At 47.9% G+C, this 18,848-nt stretch carries 24 protein-coding genes; all 24 read right to left on the bottom strand.

Going from position 1 to position 18,848, the window contains the following annotated elements:
* Window positions 1-15: 15 nt before the first annotated feature.
* Window positions 16-1,110, bottom strand: coding sequence for a flagellar biosynthesis protein FlhB (flhB, locus tag ABE504_RS32500; RefSeq protein WP_430096825.1), 1,095 nt, complete (start codon window positions 1,108-1,110; stop codon window positions 16-18).
* 14 nt (window positions 1,111-1,124) lie between these two features.
* The gene (gene fliR, locus ABE504_RS32495) at window positions 1,125-1,922 is read right to left on the bottom strand and encodes a flagellar biosynthetic protein FliR (protein WP_430096823.1); all 798 of its coding nucleotides are present in this window, start codon (window positions 1,920-1,922) and stop codon (window positions 1,125-1,127) included.
* Between the two features lie 12 nt (window positions 1,923-1,934).
* Entirely contained in the window at window positions 1,935-2,204 is a 270-nt protein-coding gene (gene fliQ, locus ABE504_RS32490; protein ID WP_430096821.1) for a flagellar biosynthesis protein FliQ, read from the bottom strand.
* 26 nt (window positions 2,205-2,230) lie between these two features.
* Window positions 2,231-3,004 (bottom strand): flagellar type III secretion system pore protein FliP, encoded by a 774-nt coding sequence (gene fliP, locus ABE504_RS32485; protein WP_430096820.1) that lies wholly within the window; start codon window positions 3,002-3,004, stop codon window positions 2,231-2,233.
* Window positions 3,001-3,633, bottom strand: a complete 633-nt coding sequence (gene fliO, locus ABE504_RS32480; protein ID WP_430096818.1) for a flagellar biosynthetic protein FliO — start codon at window positions 3,631-3,633, stop codon at window positions 3,001-3,003. Before fliO ends, fliP begins: the two co-directional genes overlap by 4 nt.
* A gap of 47 nt (window positions 3,634-3,680) precedes the next feature.
* Window positions 3,681-4,043 carry a response regulator gene (locus ABE504_RS32475; protein ID WP_126144987.1) on the bottom strand — a complete coding sequence of 121 codons (363 nt, stop codon included), beginning with the start codon at window positions 4,041-4,043 and terminating at the stop codon, window positions 3,681-3,683.
* A gap of 20 nt (window positions 4,044-4,063) precedes the next feature.
* Window positions 4,064-5,341 carry a flagellar motor switch phosphatase FliY gene (gene fliY, locus ABE504_RS32470; RefSeq protein ID WP_430096896.1) on the bottom strand — a complete coding sequence of 426 codons (1,278 nt, stop codon included), beginning with the start codon at window positions 5,339-5,341 and terminating at the stop codon, window positions 4,064-4,066.
* Window positions 5,334-6,332 carry a flagellar motor switch protein FliM gene (gene fliM / locus ABE504_RS32465; protein WP_430096816.1) on the bottom strand — a complete coding sequence of 333 codons (999 nt, stop codon included), beginning with the start codon at window positions 6,330-6,332 and terminating at the stop codon, window positions 5,334-5,336. The genes fliY and fliM overlap by 8 nt, the downstream gene beginning before the upstream one ends.
* A gap of 34 nt (window positions 6,333-6,366) precedes the next feature.
* Window positions 6,367-6,852, bottom strand: a complete 486-nt coding sequence (locus ABE504_RS32460) for a flagellar basal body-associated FliL family protein (protein WP_430096814.1) — start codon at window positions 6,850-6,852, stop codon at window positions 6,367-6,369.
* On the bottom strand, window positions 6,853-7,074 hold the full coding sequence (locus tag ABE504_RS32455) for a flagellar FlbD family protein (protein ID WP_126144984.1): 222 nt from the start codon (window positions 7,072-7,074) through the stop codon (window positions 6,853-6,855).
* Window positions 7,075-7,130: 56 nt separating this feature from the next.
* A complete protein-coding gene (gene flgG / locus ABE504_RS32450) occupies window positions 7,131-7,952 on the bottom strand; it encodes a flagellar basal body rod protein FlgG (RefSeq protein ID WP_430096812.1) in 822 nt (273 codons plus the stop codon).
* Window positions 7,953-8,043: 91 nt separating this feature from the next.
* Window positions 8,044-8,433: a TIGR02530 family flagellar biosynthesis protein gene (locus tag ABE504_RS32445; protein ID WP_430096811.1), complete on the bottom strand. Its 390-nt coding sequence runs from the start codon at window positions 8,431-8,433 to the stop codon at window positions 8,044-8,046.
* On the bottom strand, window positions 8,430-8,870 hold the full coding sequence (locus ABE504_RS32440) for a flagellar hook capping FlgD N-terminal domain-containing protein (protein WP_430096809.1): 441 nt from the start codon (window positions 8,868-8,870) through the stop codon (window positions 8,430-8,432). The genes ABE504_RS32445 and ABE504_RS32440 overlap by 4 nt, the downstream gene beginning before the upstream one ends.
* Window positions 8,871-8,905: 35 nt before the next feature.
* Window positions 8,906-10,381, bottom strand: coding sequence for a flagellar hook-length control protein FliK (locus tag ABE504_RS32435; protein WP_430096807.1), 1,476 nt, complete (start codon window positions 10,379-10,381; stop codon window positions 8,906-8,908).
* Between the two features lie 31 nt (window positions 10,382-10,412).
* Window positions 10,413-11,330 carry a MotE family protein gene (locus ABE504_RS32430; protein ID WP_430096805.1) on the bottom strand — a complete coding sequence of 306 codons (918 nt, stop codon included), beginning with the start codon at window positions 11,328-11,330 and terminating at the stop codon, window positions 10,413-10,415.
* A gap of 22 nt (window positions 11,331-11,352) precedes the next feature.
* Window positions 11,353-11,796 carry a flagellar export protein FliJ gene (fliJ, locus tag ABE504_RS32425; protein WP_430096803.1) on the bottom strand — a complete coding sequence of 148 codons (444 nt, stop codon included), beginning with the start codon at window positions 11,794-11,796 and terminating at the stop codon, window positions 11,353-11,355.
* 9 nt (window positions 11,797-11,805) lie between these two features.
* Window positions 11,806-13,131, bottom strand: coding sequence for a flagellar protein export ATPase FliI (gene fliI / locus ABE504_RS32420; RefSeq protein ID WP_430096801.1), 1,326 nt, complete (start codon window positions 13,129-13,131; stop codon window positions 11,806-11,808).
* Window positions 13,132-13,133: 2 nt separating this feature from the next.
* Window positions 13,134-13,955, bottom strand: coding sequence for a FliH/SctL family protein (locus tag ABE504_RS32415; protein ID WP_430096799.1), 822 nt, complete (start codon window positions 13,953-13,955; stop codon window positions 13,134-13,136).
* Entirely contained in the window at window positions 13,948-14,964 is a 1,017-nt protein-coding gene (gene fliG / locus ABE504_RS32410; RefSeq protein ID WP_126144975.1) for a flagellar motor switch protein FliG, read from the bottom strand. The genes ABE504_RS32415 and fliG overlap by 8 nt, the downstream gene beginning before the upstream one ends.
* Window positions 14,965-14,976: 12 nt before the next feature.
* A complete protein-coding gene (fliF, locus tag ABE504_RS32405; RefSeq protein ID WP_430096797.1) occupies window positions 14,977-16,563 on the bottom strand; it encodes a flagellar basal-body MS-ring/collar protein FliF in 1,587 nt (528 codons plus the stop codon).
* A 42-nt stretch (window positions 16,564-16,605) separates the two neighbouring features.
* Complete coding sequence (fliE, locus tag ABE504_RS32400; protein ID WP_430096795.1) at window positions 16,606-16,914, bottom strand: flagellar hook-basal body complex protein FliE; 309 nt, start codon at window positions 16,912-16,914, stop codon at window positions 16,606-16,608.
* Between the two features lie 21 nt (window positions 16,915-16,935).
* The gene (gene flgC, locus ABE504_RS32395; RefSeq protein WP_430076807.1) at window positions 16,936-17,385 is read right to left on the bottom strand and encodes a flagellar basal body rod protein FlgC; all 450 of its coding nucleotides are present in this window, start codon (window positions 17,383-17,385) and stop codon (window positions 16,936-16,938) included.
* A gap of 6 nt (window positions 17,386-17,391) precedes the next feature.
* Window positions 17,392-17,799, bottom strand: a complete 408-nt coding sequence (flgB, locus tag ABE504_RS32390; protein WP_430096793.1) for a flagellar basal body rod protein FlgB — start codon at window positions 17,797-17,799, stop codon at window positions 17,392-17,394.
* A gap of 233 nt (window positions 17,800-18,032) precedes the next feature.
* On the bottom strand, window positions 18,033-18,818 hold the full coding sequence (gene codY, locus ABE504_RS32385; RefSeq protein ID WP_430096791.1) for a GTP-sensing pleiotropic transcriptional regulator CodY: 786 nt from the start codon (window positions 18,816-18,818) through the stop codon (window positions 18,033-18,035).
* Window positions 18,819-18,848: the final 30 nt, after the last annotated feature.

Here is an 18,848-nt window from a genome sequence, read left to right as displayed (position 1 = left end):
CACCTCCCTCTTTCGTTAGTTCGTACGGCCTTTCATCTTATATACATACGCCAGTACTTCCGCAACAGCCTGGAACAATTCGGCAGGAATCGCTTCACCGATTTCCACTTGGGCATAAATCGCTCGAGCAAGCGGCTTGTTTTCCATCGTCATAACGCCGTGTTGTTTCGCTACTTCTTTAATTTTCAGGGCCATATAATCGGCGCCTTTGGCAATTACCGTCGGCGCTTGCATATTTTTCGAGTCATACTGCAAGGCTACGGCAAAGTGAGTTGGGTTCGTGATGATGACATCCGCTTTAGGAACTTCCTGCATCATGCGCTGCATAGCCATGGCCCGCTGTTTCGCCCGAATTTTCCCTTTAATTTGCGGGTCGCCTTCACTCTTCTTATACTCATCTTTGATGTCTTGCTTCGACATGCGAAGGCTTTTCTCGTATTCATACTTCTGGTAGATGTAGTCAAAAATCGCCAGCACGACCAGAATCGCGCCAATTTTAATCCCTAAGCTGAGCGTGACGGAGCCGATAAAAGAAAATGTGCTTTCCAGCGGAACGTGACCTAGCGCCAGTAGCTTCGTCTTTTGCCCCACTAACGTCGTGTATACGACGATGCCAATAATGAGTAATTTAAAGGTGGATTTCAGAAAATCCATTACCGTACGCAGTGAAAACATGCGCTTAAATCCCGCAAGCGGATTGATTTTATCGAATTTAGGCATCAGCGGCGCACCAATGAACATAAAGCCGATTTGCGCATAATTGCCGATGATCGCGATCAACATCACGAGAATGAACATCGGAGCCAGAATAATCAAGCCTTGCATCATCAGATCGTGAAACAGCGCTTGAACATTGCTGCTCGTTACATCCATAGAGAGCTGATTTTCATACACCTTCCGAAACATCAGCATAATCCGATCTTTCATAAAGGAGCCGAACATCATGAGCGTTACGAAAGAAAACAACAGAATTAGCGCCGCGGGCACATCCATGCTCTTGGCAACTTGTCCTTTCTTCCTGGCCTCCTGCCTCTTCTTCGGCGTCGCGCGTTCCGTCTTCTCTCCGGCAAACCATTGCAAATCGAGCTGCAAACGAAATCTTTGAGCCACGAGACTCCTCCTGCTTATGGGGCTGGCGAACTTCCACCGCCGATGAGCTGCAGCATTTTCCCCACATAATCAAAAGCTGTACCGAACAATTGCTGAAACTGAGATATCAATTCCGGGAACAAGAAAATCAGAATAAAAAATCCTAAAATCATTTTCAGCGGCGCCCCAACAACAAAAATGTTGAACTGCGGTGCCACTCGGGTCAGCAACCCCAGCCCCAAATCTGTCAGAAACAGCGCGGCGACTACAGGTGCAGCCAGTTGAAAGGAAAGATAAAACATTTTAGATAACGATTGAAAAAGAAAATCCGAGACCTGCCCGTTGTAGATCCGAGCAAACATCTGATTGTCGAGCGGCACCCATTTGTAACTGTCGATAATCGCTTTAATCAAGTAATGGTGTCCATCAAACGATAAAAACAAGAGCACAGCGACCATATACTTGAGATTCCCGAGCATCGGATTCGAGGTACCTGTCAACGGATCGATGACGCTTGCCATGCTGAATCCGATCTGCATGTCCATAAATGCGCCTGCAGTCTGAATGACCGTAAAGAAGATATAGACAACAAAGCCAAGCGCGACGCCAATCAGCATTTCACGAATGATCATGAGCACATAGACGCCATCCATCGGAATTGTCTGGTTCCAGCCCACTATCGCAATCGTGACCAGCGAGATGAACATGGAGATGCCGATTTTGAACATCGCGGGGATGTTTCGGGACGATAAGACAGGCACCACGACAAAAAACGAAGTGATTCGACAAAAAATAAGCAGAAAGACAGGAAGCGCTTGAAAAAAGATGGCCATTTCGTTCACAACCTATCCAACGAATTTATACAGATTGTTGAGCAGGCTGTACGTAAAATCAACCAATGTATTCATAATCCAAGGCCCAAAGATCAAGATGGACAGCAGCACCGCCACGATTTTCGGAACAAAGGCCAAGGTCTGCTCCTGAATCTGCGTCGTTGCCTGAAAAATGCTGATGATCAGTCCTACGACGAGCCCGATAACCAACATTGGCGCGCTGGCTTTAAGAACGGTGTATACCGCCTCTCCTGCAATTTTAATAACAAACTCCGAACCCATGAAGGTCTCCTCCGTTATGATCTTCGTCAACTATAGCTCAGAAGCAATGATCTCACGACAAGATACCACCCATCCACCAGGATAAATAGGAGAATCTTGAACGGCAGTGCAATCATAACCGGCGGGAGCATCATCATCCCCATGGCCATTAAGGTGCTCGAAACGACCATGTCGATAACCAGAAACGGTATGAATATCATGAACCCCATCTGAAACGCCGATTTCAGTTCACTGATCGCATAAGCCGGGACGAGCGAAGTAATGGGAATATCCGCAACGCCTGTCGGTGCTTTCGCTTTCGTGTAATCCAGAAACAGCTTTAGATCCTTTTGACGCGTATGCTTGAACATGAATTCTTTCATCGGCAGGGCCGCTTTCTCAAAAGCAACCGTTTGGTTGATTTCTCCTTTAAGATAAGGCTGAAGCGCCACATTATTAACTTCTCCTAAAGTTGGAGACATAATAAAAAAGGTTAAAAACAGAGCGAGTCCGATTAGAACCTGATTGGGCGGCATTTGTTGAGTTCCTAACGACGTTCGAACAAATCCAAGCACGATGACGATTCGTGTAAAGCTGGTCATCAAGATTAAAAAAGAAGGTGCCAAGCTAAGCACCGTGAGCAGCAACAGCAACGTAACTGTATTCGCTGATCCCCCGGTTGCCGTGCTTGTGCCAATGTTCACATTAAGTCCCGGAATCGGATTGTTCGGATCCGGCTCCGCTGCCGATGCCGTCATGGCAAACGCTAACAAGAAGATACTTACAATGACGAGCAGTAACGCAAATTTATTTCGTTTCATTCATCATTCAACCGATCTGTTTGTTTTTGATCCGAAAGCCATTGCTGCGCTTGCTTATTGCGCGTAGACACCTGTTGGATCTTATTGTGAAATACTTGTTGAAAAGAAGCCGTCAGTTCGACTTCCTCTTCTTCAACCGTCTTTTTACCTGACAACTTACCCATCCACTTGCTTACGGAAGCCAAGCCCATCCTATCTTCTTGCGACTGCTGCAACAAATCCGTAATGTACGCTATTTCTTCGGCGTCCGTAATTTTATCCAGCATCTGAATATTATCACCAACACCCACGACCAAAATCGAATGGCCGATCTCGACCAATTGAATGGATTTATTGGGACCAAGCGGCACGCCACCAAGCGAGCGAATGGAGCTTCCGAACATCGATCCCCTGTTCTTTCTTGCCAAATAGCGCATCAGCACATAGAAGAGCACAATGATCAGCACCAGAACAATAATCACCTTAACAATCATAAAGAAGGAGCTGGCTCCCGTTAGAGTTGAAGGAAAATCCGCTGGTGACTGATCGATTGTGTTGTCTGTTTCCGCCATCGCCAATTGGCCAGTTGTCAGTAATGAACTAAAGAATAATAACGTTGTCTTCCCTAACTTCGATTGAAGTCTTTTCATAAAAACAACCCTTTCGGCATATGTCGGACTCAACCGAAGGTTAACACTTAACCCAGAGTCTTTTTGATTGCTTCGATAACGCGGTCAGCTTGGAACGGCTTCACGATGAAGTCTTTCGCGCCCGCTTGAATCGCGTCGATAACCATCGCTTGCTGTCCCATCGCAGAACACATAATCACTTTAGCATTAGGCTCAATCTTCTTGATTTCTTTCAAAGCTTGAATGCCGTCCATCTCCGGCATCGTGATGTCCATGGTGATCAAGTCCGGTTTTAACTCTTTGTATTTCTCAATCGCTTGCGCGCCATCGTTCGCCTCGCCGCAAACCTCATATCCATTCTTTGTTAGAATGTCCCGAATCATCATTCTCATAAAAGCAGCATCGTCCACAATTAGAATACGGTTAGCCATTTCAAAAAATCCCCCTTAAGTTATTGTAGCTTTTGAATTCGTTCCCATTGATTGACAATGTCCGTTACACGAACGCCAAAGTTCTCGTCGATGACGACAACCTCGCCTTTAGCAATCAGTTTATTATTGATCAAAATATCCACGGGCTCACCTGCAAGCTTGTCCAATTCAATAATAGAACCTTGCGACAGTTCTAAAATGTCTTTGATCACTTTATGCGTTCTCCCGAGTTCTACCGTTACCTTGAGCGGTATATCCAACAGCAGGTTCAGGTTCGTATCGTCCGCATGTGTCATAGACCCCGACTGCAAGTTGCCGAATTGCACCGGCTGAACATTCACATTGCGATTAGGCATGCCGCCATACGCAGCCGGAGGCTGCTGATACATCGGTTGCTGCGGCGGGTACATCGGCGGCGGCTGTTGAGGCGGATACATCGGCATCCCCATTGGCGGTTGCTGATACATGGGCTGTTCGTAAGCAGCAGGCGGCTGTTGGTACATCGGCTGCTCGTAAGCAGGCGCAGCAGGTTGTGACTTAGGAGCCTCTTGCACGGGAGGCGCTACTGGAGCAGGCGCTTGTGCAGCAGGTGCCGCTTCCATAGCAGCATCGGAATCACCACCCATAAGGATTGATACCATTTCTTTCGCGAATGGAACCGGCAGCAATTGCATGATATTGGAATCAATCAGGTCGCCAATCGTGAGTCGGAACGATATTTTAATAAATACGTCCTCATCAGGCAGTTTTCCTTCTCCTTTCGACAAATTTAATATGTCGATTCCAGGAGGAGAGATATTGACAAACCGATTAAAGATGGTAGACATCGAAGTTGCCGACGATCCCATCATCTGATTCATGGCTTCCTGCACCGCGCTGATGTGAATTTCAGATAAGTTCTCATCGCCGCCCGTGCCGTCACCACCCATCATCAGGTCGGCAATGACTTGCGCATCGCGCGTCTTAATTACGAGCAAGTTAATGCCGTCGAAACCGTCGACATAGTTTACGTGAACCGCAACGTGCGGTTTAGGAAACTGCTCCTCCAGCTCTTCTTTGCCGATCACAGAAACTTTTGGTGTCGTAATATCGACTTTTTTACCAAGCAAGGTCGATAGTGCGGTTGCAGCGCTGCCAAATGTAATGTTTCCAATTTCGCCAAGCGCATCCTGCTCAAGCGGTGATAAAAAGTCTTCAACTTTTGGAGGCCCATGCAAAGAAGAGGCTGAACTTTCTTCCGAAGATTGTCTCAATAAAGCATCGATCTCTTCCTGTGACAAATAATCTCTGTTATTCATCATTTTCTTCTTCACCTTCATTCACGATTTCTGTGATTTGTACAGCCATCTTCCCTTTTACGGTACCAGGGCTTCCGAGATATTTCAGCTTCTCGCCGATTTTGACTTGAAGCGGATCTTCGACGGATTTTTGCAGCGGAATCACATCGCCGGCGGTTAAACCCAAGAAATCTCGAATCGAAATTTCCGATGTGCCCAATTCTGCAATGAGAGGTAGCTTGGTTTTTTCCAAGCGGGATTGAAGTGCTTCCACTTCCTCAGGAGCTCTCGTCTTCTTCTGCGACACAAACCAGTGATGCACAGAAAGGCGAGGCATGATTGGCTCGATGACGACGTGCGGGATACAGAGGTTGATCATCCCTGTCGTATCGCCGATTTTGGTACTTAACGAGATGAGCGCTATCGTTTCATTCGGGGAAACAATCTGCATAAACTGCGGATTCGTTTCCAGTGCCTCGAGTCTTGGCTGAATATCGATGACGGTTTTCCATGCTTCCTGCAAACTGTCGAAAGCTCTGCTGAAAATGCGTTCCATGACAATCGTTTCAATTTCCGTCAATGCGTTAATTTTCGTAGGCGTCGTACCTGCCCCGCCGAGCAAACGGTCGAGCATCGCGAACGCTACATTGGGATGAACCTCCAGCACCATTCGCCCCTCTAAAGGTTCCGCTTCAAAGATGTTCAAAATGGTCATTTTCGGGATCGATCGAATAAATTCGTCGTAGGGCAGCTGTTCGACCTGGACAACGCTGATTTGTACGAACGTACGCAGCTGTGCCGAAAAATACGTTGTTAAGTATCTCGCAAAGTTTTCATGAATCCGGGTCAAGCTTCGAATATGGTCTTTAGAAAAGCGGACTGCGCGCTTAAAGTCATACGCCCTTACCTTCTTTGTTGTCTCCTCTTTCTTCAGTTCATCGGCATCCATCTCCCCGGAGGATAACGCAGCGAGCAAGGCATCGATTTCATTCTGCGATAATACATCAACCATTCGAGTCACCTCCTTAAGCAAAATTTAGATTGAGTTACTGAAGTACTTTGTCGGTTATCCAAATTTGTTTGATCTTGCCTTCATGCAGTTGCTTATTCAGCTTGTTCATCAAAGTCGCAATCAAGTTGTCGGAGCCTTTGCTGCCTTCAATTTGATCCATGGTCAGATCGCCAAGCGTCTGCACGATAATGCCTTTCACCGCCGAGTCCAGCAAGCTATCAAATTCGGACTTGGCTTTCGAGTTTTCCATTTCAAAAGCAAAACTGATTTTGATGAAATTTTGGCTGCCGGAAAGGTTGGTCAGCACATCTTTCACGATAGACGTGTTCGCTTTGACGGTTTCAGCCGAAGGTGCTTTGGTCGGCTTGACATTCGCGACAGATTCTTGCGCTTGCACCGCTGGATCCGAGGATTTACTGCCTTTCTCCATGAAGTTCCAGAGAACAAAGGCAGCCGTCAAAATAAGCGTAATAGCAATCAGAATCGACACAATAAGCACAAAGATTTTATTCTTAAACACCTACGACTCCTCCGTTTCCTTAGACTTGATTACCGCCCGAACGGAGCCAATTTCTTGCATGTAGGTCCGAACTAAGCTTACCACAACCTCTGCCTTCTCGAGAACTGTGATTTTCTTGCCTGTCGTCAACGTGATCATCGTATCGGGCGTTTCTTCGATCAGCTCGATGAGTATGGCGTTTAGTATAATGGGTCTACCGTTTAAACGAGTAAGAGAAATCATCTTTCTCCTCCTGAATTAAGGTGTGGGGAGCGTAAGCTCCCCTAGTTACTTAACGATTAGCGTTTCAAGTTGACGACTTCCTGCAAGACTTCGTCGGATGTTGTAATAATACGGGAATTTGCTTGGAAACCACGCTGCGCGATGATCATTTCTGTGAATTCACCGGTCAAATCAACGTTCGACATTTCCAGTTGGCCGGAAATAATCGTGCCTGTTCCCGTCTCAGGATCTCCCGCGGACGTTACTTCAAACTCCCCGTCGGGATTCGCATTCGCAGTCATTTGATAAAGATTGCCGCCGAGCTTCTCAAGACCGGACGGATTGACGACTTTCACGACGCCGACCTTTTGTCCTGTGTCGACAGTCTCACCGTCGGCATTAACGCCGATAATCGAGCCGTTCTGGGAGATCGAAAAGGCGACGATGTCATCCGGAACGACGATCGGTCCCGCACCGTCAGCGCCCATCACATGCAAACCTTCGGCATTGACCAGATTGCGGTTCGCATCCAGCGTAAAGTTGCCGGCACGCGTCAAATAAGGAGCATCGACTTGGTCGGTCGTTCCGACAGCGAAGAAGCCGTCGCCGTTAATTCGCAGGTCCGTAGTGACGTTCGTCGTCATCGCGCTCCCTGCTGTATGTACAGTGTCGATAGCAGCCAAGCTTACTCCAAGGCCGACTTGCTGCGCATTGACACCGCCGCGGTTTTCATCCGCCGCACTGACGCCGGAAACCGTCTGACTCAAAATATCTTTAAACATCACGCGGCCACCTTTAAAACCGATCGTGTTCACGTTCGCGATGTTGTTCCCAATCACGTCTAACTTCGTTTGAAAGCCGCGCATACCGGAAACACCGGAATAGAGAGATCTTAACATGAATTGGCCTCCTATATGGATCGTTAAGTTTGGGGCGAGCTGCTTCCATCGTTCCACAGCTCCAGGCTTCCTGCTCGGTCGAGCCTGTGTATTACGAAATAATCATGGCACTGTCAATCTGGGTAAACACATGTTCGTTCATGGCATTTTCATCAAGCGCAGTAACTACAGTGCGGTTGGGGACGTTGACGATGTAGCCGTTGCCGGCCATAATCATCAAAGCATCTTTGGCTCCTTTCGAAGCCGCTTTATCAATGGCCGTGTTCAGCTTTTCCAGTTGCTCTGGCTTCAGCTGGATGCCGCGTTCGCGCAATCGGACTTCAGCGTGATGGCTAAAGTGCAGAATCTGCTTTTGAAGCAGCTGCTCAAAGCCTGAATTGCGAGGTACGCCAGCTTGAGGCTGATTGGCAATTCGTCTCGGTGATGCAGGAATCGTGCCTGCATTCGGATAAAGCTGGCCGATCGAGACCCGTTCGGTCATTGTGCCTCTCCGGCATCTTCAATCTTCGAAACTTTGTCAAGCGATACTTCTTTACCGCCGACGTTCGCATATTGGTTGCCGTCTTTAAATGTAATGGAATCTACGATACCGGACGTTTCAACAGAAGCACCAGAGGAATCTATATCGGTCCAAGTAATCGATTTGCCGATCAATCCGGAAACGAAACCAAGCGATTGCCGCATAAGCTTCATCTCGCTCGCCATATTCGTGAGCTGCTCAACCGATGTAAATTGGGCCATTTGCGCAATAAATTCTTTATCTTGCAAAGGCTGTGTGGGATCTTGATTTTGCAACTGGGTAATGAGAATTTTCAGAAAGTCATCTTTACCAAGTGTATTATTGTCTTTATCTTTCGTTTTCGTAGTCTGGCCTGCGTTAATTAAATCTGTAACGTTGCCAATCGGACTTGTAGCCATCCTTTCACCTCCAACTGAAGTGCGCGATAGAAGAGCTAGGCCGTAGCATTAAAAGAGTTGCCCTGCAACTGCGTACGAACTTCCGCCACCTGCTCCATTTCTGGGTTAAACTCCACAGAATCCGTTTCATAACCTTCGGATTTGTGCTTATTCTGCTGCTGGGACTGTTGGAAGGATTGCGGTTGACGCTGATCCTGGAACATACTCGAAGACATGTTCGGGCTTTGCGTAACTTCAATTTTCTCAACCTGAAGGCCTTGCGTCTGAAGCGCTTGTCGCAATTGTGGCAGCTGGCTTTCGAGCATTTGCTTGCCTGCCAACGTATCTGCGGCAAATTGTGCAATGACTTGTCCGTCGTGCATGGAAATTTTCACATCAATATGCCCCAGGTTTTTAGGGAACAAGCTCAGCTTGGCCTCGGAGAAGCCGTCTGTCATCGTAATCTTCATGTTTTTCAGCACATGAGACGCCATCTCTTCCGTAAAGTTCGCTGCGTTAATCACAGGTAATTGCGCTTTATCTACGCTTACAGGCGCTTGCAGCTGCTTTTGAAGTTCACCCACGGTCAGCGTTGGACTGACAACTGGCTGGTCATCTAGTGGAAAATCAACAAGTGGCAACGAGGTCTCCGTGCTTGCAGCTTGCTCTGCCGACGTACCTGCAAGCGGTAAGTGGCGAAGTGCAAAAGGCTCAGACTTCTGTACCCCTGTCTGGGAAGCGACGATACTAGCCGCAGCAGATGCTGCTGTGTCCCCGCTGCGGTTGCTGCCGAGATGCTTCGGATGCAGACCTTTGCCGGCCGGAAGCACGCTTTTCTTGTCCGTTTCCTTAGCGGCAGGTACGGCTGTCGCCTCTGCCTCGTTCGCAAGCGGGACTGGGTTGGCAGGATCCGTTACTGGCTTAAGCGCCGCCATAATTTCCGGCAAGATCGGTTGAATCGCAGCCGTCAGCTCTTGATTCAAGTGCTGAAGAATCGGATTTTGCGGATTTTGCTGCATCATGGTGGATAGCGTCAGCAAGGTGTTTTGTGCTTTTAGGCTGTCCACATTCGCGGAACTTTGCGTCAAGTTGAAAGGAAGCGCAGCGAAAACTTCTTGCGGGGTATTGCCAAGCACACTGAGCAAATCTTCGGCTTGTTCAAACCACGTTTTGACCTTCGGATTCTGCATCAGCGTTTGAGCGAAAGCAGGGTTGCTGTTCATCGCTTCCACAAGCAGTTCAGGAAGCTGCTGCTCTTTATTCGATGCATCTTCTGCATTAACCGGAATTGTGCTGCCCTGTACCGGGGAAATAATACTTTGCAGCATTTGCAGAAGCATCGACATCGACAATTGAATGTCCGAAGTATTCGAAGCATTCGTGCCGTCGGTCGCAGTCCCTCCTTGCGCCCCGCCTAAAATTTGCGCAAAGGCGTCTTTGGACGCTGTTCCTTTCGCCGTGCCTTTAGCCGCACTTCCGCCGTTAGCCGAAGGTTGACCAGCACCGGGAACAATCATCATTGGCATATCCATTTATGTATTCACCTCCTTTCAAATCCAAGCATTATGGAGCCAACTTTGTGGTAATTGCAGCGGCTGTTTCTTTATCGGCATCCGTTAACGCCGACATCACTTTCGAACGGGAAGCATTATCCATGCCGCTCAAAATGGCAAGCACTTTCGTTGGACTCGACTTGTACATCTCAATCAACACAGAAGCTGCGCTTTTCGGCACCATGTTCGCAAACGTCTGACCAAGGTCCGAAGAACTGACCGTTGTTGACGCTGTCGTATCCACTTTCGAACCGTTCGTAGCCAAGCGTTCTTGCAGTGCGGCGATTTCTTTATCCCGCAGCGGTGTAACGTCTTTGAGACCAATAGAGGCAACTGCAGCCTTGGACGCGTCCATTTTCTCCATAATCGCTCCGCGGCTGTCCGCCTTCATCATCGAGAAGATGAGCACCATTTCTTTAGGGGTCAACGCTTCGATAATCGGCGCCGCCTTGCTTGGCGTCATTTTCGCGTACATATTGGCCAGCTGCGTAATTTGATTCGCATATTCCTCGTCAGTTTGTGTCTTATCCTTCAACTTTTCCTCAAGATCGGCAGCTTTCGCTTCCGCTTCTTTAAGCGAAGAATCCTTCGCCGCGGCATCCGCTTGCGCTTTTTGCAAAGCCGCTTGCAAATCGTTCACCTTAGCGGTGAGCTTTGCAACATCGTCTTCTTTTTGCTTCAAGCTTTCTTCCGGCGTCTGCGCTTTGCCCGTTTCCGTTACAGTTGCCGTTTCCTTTGGAGCCGGAACGATCATGCCGATAACCGGTGTATTGTGCAGCGCTCTTTGAACGTTGCTCTTGATGTCGTAATCAAAAATCGAGAGCAGTACGAAGAGCAAAACAGCCGTAAACACAAAAGGGATGACAAACCATATGAGAAACCGCTCCATTGCACTATACGATGCGCCCTCAACGCCTGTATCAGCCATCTCCTTTTCCCTCCTTTAACCTTTAAAACGATGCCCGCTTGTAACGATTGGTCGCCATCTCGTCGAGCGCATCCTGCTCTTTTTTGGCCATCATCGCTTGAAAGTGATCGTATGCCTTTTCTCTTGCCTTAGTCCACACTTTTTCGTCCATCATCTTTTCCGAAAGATGCGCTTGCTTCTGCGTCACGACAACGCGCGCTTGCTGAACATCCTGATGTTTGCGTTCAATTTGTTTGTCTACATGATTCAAGTAGCTTTGCATCGTCAGCATACTTGAAATGGACACGGACTGCATGGAAGCTTTAACCATTTCCTGGTGCAACCGTTCTTTTCGCTCGAAAAGCCCGTGCAGATCCGTCTCCTCGTTCCTGAGCTGACCCATCGCTTCGGAAAGCACCCACTCCGCTTGCGTGCGTTCGTTATTTTTCAAATCAACAATTTGCTGAAAAGAATAGCGAAAACTCATCTAGAACCCTCATCCCTTATAAAATTCGTGAAGTAAACGTTCTTGAGCCTGCTCGTAGGTTAGTTTTTCTGATGTTTTTTGCTTCGTATAGGACCAAATACTTTCGATATGATCCATCGCTTCGTCAATATTGGGATTGGATCCCTTTTGGTACGCCCCGATATTGATCAGATCTTCCGAACTTTTGTAGATAGAGAGAAGCCTCTTCAATTGATCGGCTGCTTCCATATGCTCAGAAGGCACAATTTCCTTCATCACCCGGCTGACGCTGGCGAGAACATCGATGGCCGGATAATGCCCGCGGTTCGCGATGACACGGTTGAGCACGATGTGACCGTCCAAAATGCCTCGAACGGCATCCGCAATCGGTTCATTCATGTCATCCCCATCGACAAGCACGGTATAAAAAGCCGTGATCGAGCCCTTGGGCCCCGTTCCCGACCGTTCAAGCAGCCTTGGCAGCATCGCGAAGACAGACGGTGTGTAACCGCGTGTCGCTGGCGGTTCGCCAACGGCAAGTCCGACTTCCCGCTGCGCCATGGCAAAACGTGTAACCGAATCCATCATCATCATCACGTTGAGGCCGCGGTCACGGAAATATTCGGCGATGCTCGTAGCGATCATCGCGCCTTTAATCCGGACAAGCGCCGGCTGGTCGGAAGTTGCCACGATGACGACGGATCGAGCTAGTCCTTCCGGACCCAGATCCCGTTCGATAAAATCAAGGACCTCGCGTCCCCGCTCCCCGATGAGCGCAATTACGTTCACGTCAGCCGACGTATTTCTGGCGATCATACCCATCAAGGTGCTTTTCCCGACGCCGGACCCGGCAAAAATACCGATCCGCTGCCCTTTGCCAATCGTCAGCAAACCGTCAATGGCACGGACGCCAACGGAGATCGGATGTAAGACGCGCGGTCGCGTCAAGGGGTTGCCCGGTGCATTATTCGTAGAATACTGCGCCATCCGCGAAGGAAGAAACGAACCGTCGAGCGGCTGGCCCAACCCGTCGAGCACTTTGCCAAGGAGCTCATGACCGACTTGTACGGTCAGCGGCTTGCCTGTCCCGACAACATCACAGCCAGGCCCGATGGCATCTAGATCGCCAAGCGGCATCAGCACCACTTTGTTGCTGCGAAAACCGACGACTTCAGCTTTGAGCGGTTTCGTCGATTTATGTGGATAGATATAGCACAAATCACCGATACTAACGTCCGGTCCCTCCGATTCAACGGTAAGACCGATAACCTGTGTCACCTTGCCGTTAACCCGGATCGGGTCGAGGGTTTGTAAATGCTCTTTATATTTAGCAGCCTTCGGCAGTGGAATTGTCATCCCTATGCCTCCTCACTTTGCGTAGCAAGCTGCTGTAATGCCGTTTTGATTTCTTTCAGCTGCGTATCGATGCGAGCATCGATGCTTCCGAAGGAAGAACGAATCACGCATCCGTGATCTTGTACTGTTGAATCCGGAATGATCTCCAATTCCGCCTGTGAGTCAATCGAAGTCAGGAGTTCTTCTCTTGCGTCTTGAATGTACGCAAATTGGGATGGCGATACGCACAATGTAATAATGCCTTTCTCCCGTCTGCGCATAAGCACGCTCTGAATGAGCTCAATGACCCAAGCAGGCTCAAGCGAAAGCTGACGGCCAACGATTTTTTCAGCGATCGATGTGCTAAGTTCAATCAGAAATGGCTCGGATTCTTGAATAATCTGCTGTTTCAACTGATAGGACTGCTCCAGAATCGAACTCGCTTCAGCCAGCATATCGGCATAAGCCTGCTTCACCGACGTTTCTGCCTGAACCATGCCGGTCTGATAACCTTCCGCAAACCCAGCTTCCCTGGCTGCATCCGTAATGGCTGCGTCTTCCGTTCTACGAGTGTCCCACCATTTGGACATCTCTTCCTGGGTCTGCTCCCGAAGGGCTGCGCATTCCTGCATCGCCTGCTGAATTTGTTCATTGGCGAAAGCTTCCGCATCTTCGAGAATTTGATTTTTGAGTGTCGTCGCATCCGAAATTTCTTGATGCATTTCCGGTGTCCATGGATCTTCCGGCGTCAGATTTTCCGTCAAGTGCTTGAAGACCGCCGCGGTTTCTACAACTTTTGTCTCATCAACAGGGAAGTATGCGAATGATTTAATGACATTAGACAATAATATCGTCTCCTCCGCCGCGTGCGATGATGATTTCACCCGATTCCTCTAAGCGACGAATCGTGGCCACGATCCGAGTCTGTGCTTCTTCAACATCCCGTAAGCGGACAGGCCCCATAAATTCCATTTCTTCCTTGAATGTCTCCGCCATCCGTTTGGACATATTCTTGAAGAGGACATCGCGCACTTCTTCGCTAGCCACTTTGAGCGCAAGCTGCAAGTCGGCATTCTCGATGTCGCGAATAATCCGCTGAATGGAACGATTATCGATATTAACGATGTCTTCAAAGACAAACATTCGTTTCTTGATCTCTTCTGCAAGCTCTGGATCTTGAATCTCGAGAGAGTCTAAAATGGTACGTTCCGTACCGCGGTCGACCCCGTTCAAAATTTGAACGATCGACGTAATACCGCCGGCATTCGTGTAATCCTGTGTAACCGTGGAAGACAACTTCTGCTCCAGAACGCGTTCCACCTGCGAAATAACTTCCGGAGACGTGCTGTCCATCAACGCAATCCGCTTCGCCACATCCGCCTGTTTATCTTGCGGGAGCGAAGACAAAATGATGGAAGCTTGTTCCGCTTGCAAATAAGAGAGAACGAGTGCAATCGTCTGTGAGTTCTCGTTTTGGATAAAGTTCAGAATCTGCGCAGGATCGGCTTTACGTGCAAAATCGAACGGTCTCACTTGCAGCGTTGCTGTCAAGCGATTAATAATATCGAGCGCTTTTTGGGAACCGAGTGCTTTTTCCAGAATATCTTTGGCGTAAGCAATACCGCCCTGCGAAATAAATTCCTGTGCCAGACATATCTGATGGAATTCCTGCAAAATCGCATCTTTCTCCAGCGAATCCACTTTGCGGACATTCGCGATTTCCAGCGTTAGCTGCTCGATTTCCTCTTCACGCAAGTGCTTAAAAATTTGTGCTGACACTTCAGGGCCTAAACTGATCAAAAGAATGGCTGCCTTTTGTCGTCCGGTTAACCCGTTCATTGTAGCTCTGGCCATGCAGGCGCACCTCTATTCATCTACTAACCAAGTACGCAGCAGATTGACGAAATCTTCCGGACGTTTTTTCGCAAGTGTTTCGAGCTGCTTACGCACTTGATTGTCATTTGTTACATTTTCAATGTCAATTGTTGGAAGCTCCGCTTTGTTCGCCGAAATGCTGAGATCTTCTTCCAGCTTCGCTTGATTCGCTTTTCTGCGTCTGCGGATCGCGTAGCCTGCAATGCCACCGATCGCCAATGCTGCCAGAGCAAGACCGCCGTACAATAAGTAACTGGATGTATTAGAAGCCCCGCTGTCATTCGTTCTAGCAAAAGAATGTGCAAAAACTGTAACTTTTTTCTGCAATTCATCGTCTGTATAAGTGACCTTGTTATCCGCGAGTGCCGTCCTGACAATATTGACCAAAGCGTTTTGAATCGCAGTCTTCGTTTCAGCCGTCAATGAATTCGGATCGTCGCTGACAGGCGGCTCGATGCCGACATTAATGCTCAAATCTTTTACAACATAAGGCGTCGCAATAATATCGTTCGTAATGCGGTCCACTTCGTAGTTAACCGTTTTACTTGTTTTCTCGGAGTTGGAATTCCCGGAAGTCGAAGATCCCGGATACCCCGGCACATCCGTCTCCCCTGTTCCAGGCACACCGCCTGAGTCCGCCCCTTTATTCTGGTATGATTCACTGGCTTCCTGCAAAGAAATTTCCAGACCCTTCTGGTCCACCTGATTCGGTGCGCGTACAAGCTGCTCTTTCGTTTTTTTCTGATCGAAGTTCATCGTCGTAAACACGCTGACGCTGACTTTATCAGGCCCGAACATCCGACTGAGCATTGCGGAAATGTTCTTTTGCAAATCGCTTCGGAACTGGTTGTTAATCTCTGTTTGGCTCGTCGCAAAAGAGGACGACGTGTTGCCCGCCGCAAGTTGAGAAGAAACCAAACTTTGACCGTATTGGTCAGAAATCGTAATGTTTTCCAACGGTAAATTTTTCACGCTGTGGGAAACGAGATTGTAGACCGTATCAATTTTGGCTTGATCGAGCTTGTAGCCTGGCTTGACTTGCAGCACGACGGAAGCCGATGCTTTCTCTTCCTGCTGTTGAAGGAAAGGTCCCTCTTCCGGCAGGTTAATCAATACTTTTGAACTAGAGATTGCTTGGTTAGCATTAATGAGTTGTTGAAGTTCGCCCTGAATGGCGTTTAAATATTTCACTTTAAATTCGTTATCGGTAATACCAAACGAGCTTCCGCTGTCAAAAGCTCCGAATCCGAGCGAACCGTTTTTATTCAATCCTTGGGATTCGACTGCTAATTTGACGTTGGCGACCTCGCTGGTCGGCACTTCGATGCTCTTTCCGTCTGCGCTCAGCTTGTACGGAATTTTGGCTGTATCCAGGTAAGATTTAATCGAAGCGGCATCGCTCGGTTGTAAGTCGGTATAGGCGAGCGAATAATCCGTCTTGGATAAATTAATACTAATGATCGCTGCGGTCAGGATCAGGAGCAGCACGGTTGCGATAAATGTTATTTTGGTCGTTCGATTATAACGATTCCAGTATTGCTTCACCTTTTCCCAGTACTGGAGCAGGTTCTCGTTCACTCTGTCACCTCATTGAACCAAATTTAGCAGCATCTCTAGAAACTATAGCTGCATTCTCATCATTTCTTGATAAGCTTCCAGAACCTTGTTCCTGACTTGTACAGTCAGTTCCAGCCCCAGGGACGCTTTCTCAGAAGCAATGGTCAATTGATGTACATCAGAGAGTTCACCTTTGATGAAGCTTGTATTGAGTTGATCCACTTGCTGTTGCTGAACATTTAAATTCGTGATGGCGTTATTCAAAAAATCGCCAAACTTTTTACTTAAGTCCGCGGCACCTTCGCCGGAGTTGTCTTTCGGCTGAACGGAACTGAGCACATTCATCGGACTATAGCTGATTTTGTCAATCATTTAGGAAACCTCCCGGTCGGATTATCTGCCAATTTCAAGTGCTTTCGTAATCATCGATTTGCTGGCGTTCAGGGCCGTTACGTTAGCTTCGTACGATCTCGTCGCGGAGATCATATCCACCATTTCTTTCAGCACGTCCACGTTCGGCATGTAAACAAAGCCATTGCTGTCGGCATCCGGATGACTTGGGTTGTATACCTGCTTAAACGGAGAATTGTCTTCGAATATTTTATTAACACGAACCCCTTCACCCGTGCCGTCGGCCATCGCCGAATCCAGCGTCTGCGCAAAGCTCGGCTGTGACTTCGTTTCAAACGATACCAGTTTTCTGCTATAAGGCACCCATTTGCCGTCAACAAATTTCGCTCTCGTCGTATCCGCATTCGCAATATTGGAAGAAACAACGTCCATCCGCAGCCGCTGTGCCGTCAAAGCAGATGCACTAATATCAAATCCGTTAGTGAGTCTCATCGGTTATTACTTGCCCCCCAGCACTGTACGTAATTTTTTGAACTCACTGTTCATCTGTTGAATCATCGTGTTGTATTTCAATTGATTTTTCGCCATTAACGACATCTCGTAGTCCATATCTACGTTATTCATGTTATTGTTGATTGCCGTCGACTCATCGGTTTTAACCTCGGAATTCGGCAAACTGGTTGATTGGCCAATGACAAAATGACGCGGATCCGTTCGTCTTCCTTCTATAGAAGGCGTACTTCCATTCAATTGGTCCTGCAACAGTTCTTCAAACAAAACATCGGCGCGTTTATAGTTCGGGGTATCCACGTTGGCAATGTTATTCGCTACAACCTTTTGCCTGAGTGCGGATGCATCCAGCGAACGCTCCATCAAATTCCAACTGGGTTTGTCTAAAAATGACATCGCGAAATCCCCTCTTTTTTCGATTGCATTACTACTACTTCCACATAAAAAGCGCGATTCCTTCTTATTTCGACACATTCTACAAATTTCTGGCCAGATGTGAAAAATTGTAGAATTTTGTAACTACCGAATTCATATAACCTATCATCTAAGAAATTAGCCTACCTGACAATAAGAAAAAAGCCCTATCTTTTTTTCAAAGACAGGGCTTTACAAAAATCAAAAATATCCAATCAAAGCTTCGTTTTGAGCTGCTCAATGCTGTGAATTAGCTGTTCTTTGAGAATACGGATATAAGTGCCTTTCATCCCGAGCGACCGCGTTTCAATCACGCCTGCGCTTTCCAATTTCCTGAGCGCATTGACGATCACGGAACGGGTAATGCCTACGCGGTCCGCAATTTTGCTCGCGACAAGCAGCCCTTCCTTCCCTTCCAGTTCCTCGAAAATATGCTCAACCGCTTCCATTTCACTAAACGACAGCGACCCCATCGCCACTTGCACGACAGCTTTGCTGCGTGCTTCCTCTTCAATCTCTTCCGCACGCTCTCGTAAAATTTCCATCGCAATCACGGTAGACCCGTACTCAGCAAGCACTAGATCGTCATCGATGAAATGACCTTCGTTGCGACTTAAAATCAATGTGCCCAATCGGGAGCCCGCACCGATGATTGGTACTAAAGTAGTGTAGGTATAGGGAAACATATCCTTCATTTGTTCCGTGTAGTAAAAATACGGGCTATCCGGCTCTGAAGTCGATGCCGTCTCTTCAATTTTGAGCAGCAAATTGTTGGATTCTGTCGGAAACCGACCTTCAATTAGAATCGTTTGGTCCATTTCCGGGTTAACGGGATCATTCGTAACAGCGTAACCCAGAATCTTCCCTTTGCGACTCACTACGTAAATATTGGCGATAACGATATCCCGCAGTACTTCCGCCATATCCATAAAGCTAACGGCGTTGCCCGCTTCCTTCTGCAGCAAGCGATTCAGCCTTCTTGTCTTGTTCAATAAACTCATGTAACTGCCTCCTACTACCTTCACCTTGCA

This window comes from Paenibacillus oryzisoli, assembly GCF_050467285.1.
Taxonomy (GTDB): domain Bacteria; phylum Bacillota; class Bacilli; order Paenibacillales; family NBRC-103111; genus Paenibacillus_E; species Paenibacillus_E oryzisoli_A.
This window is presented reverse-complemented; position numbering and strand designations above follow the sequence as displayed.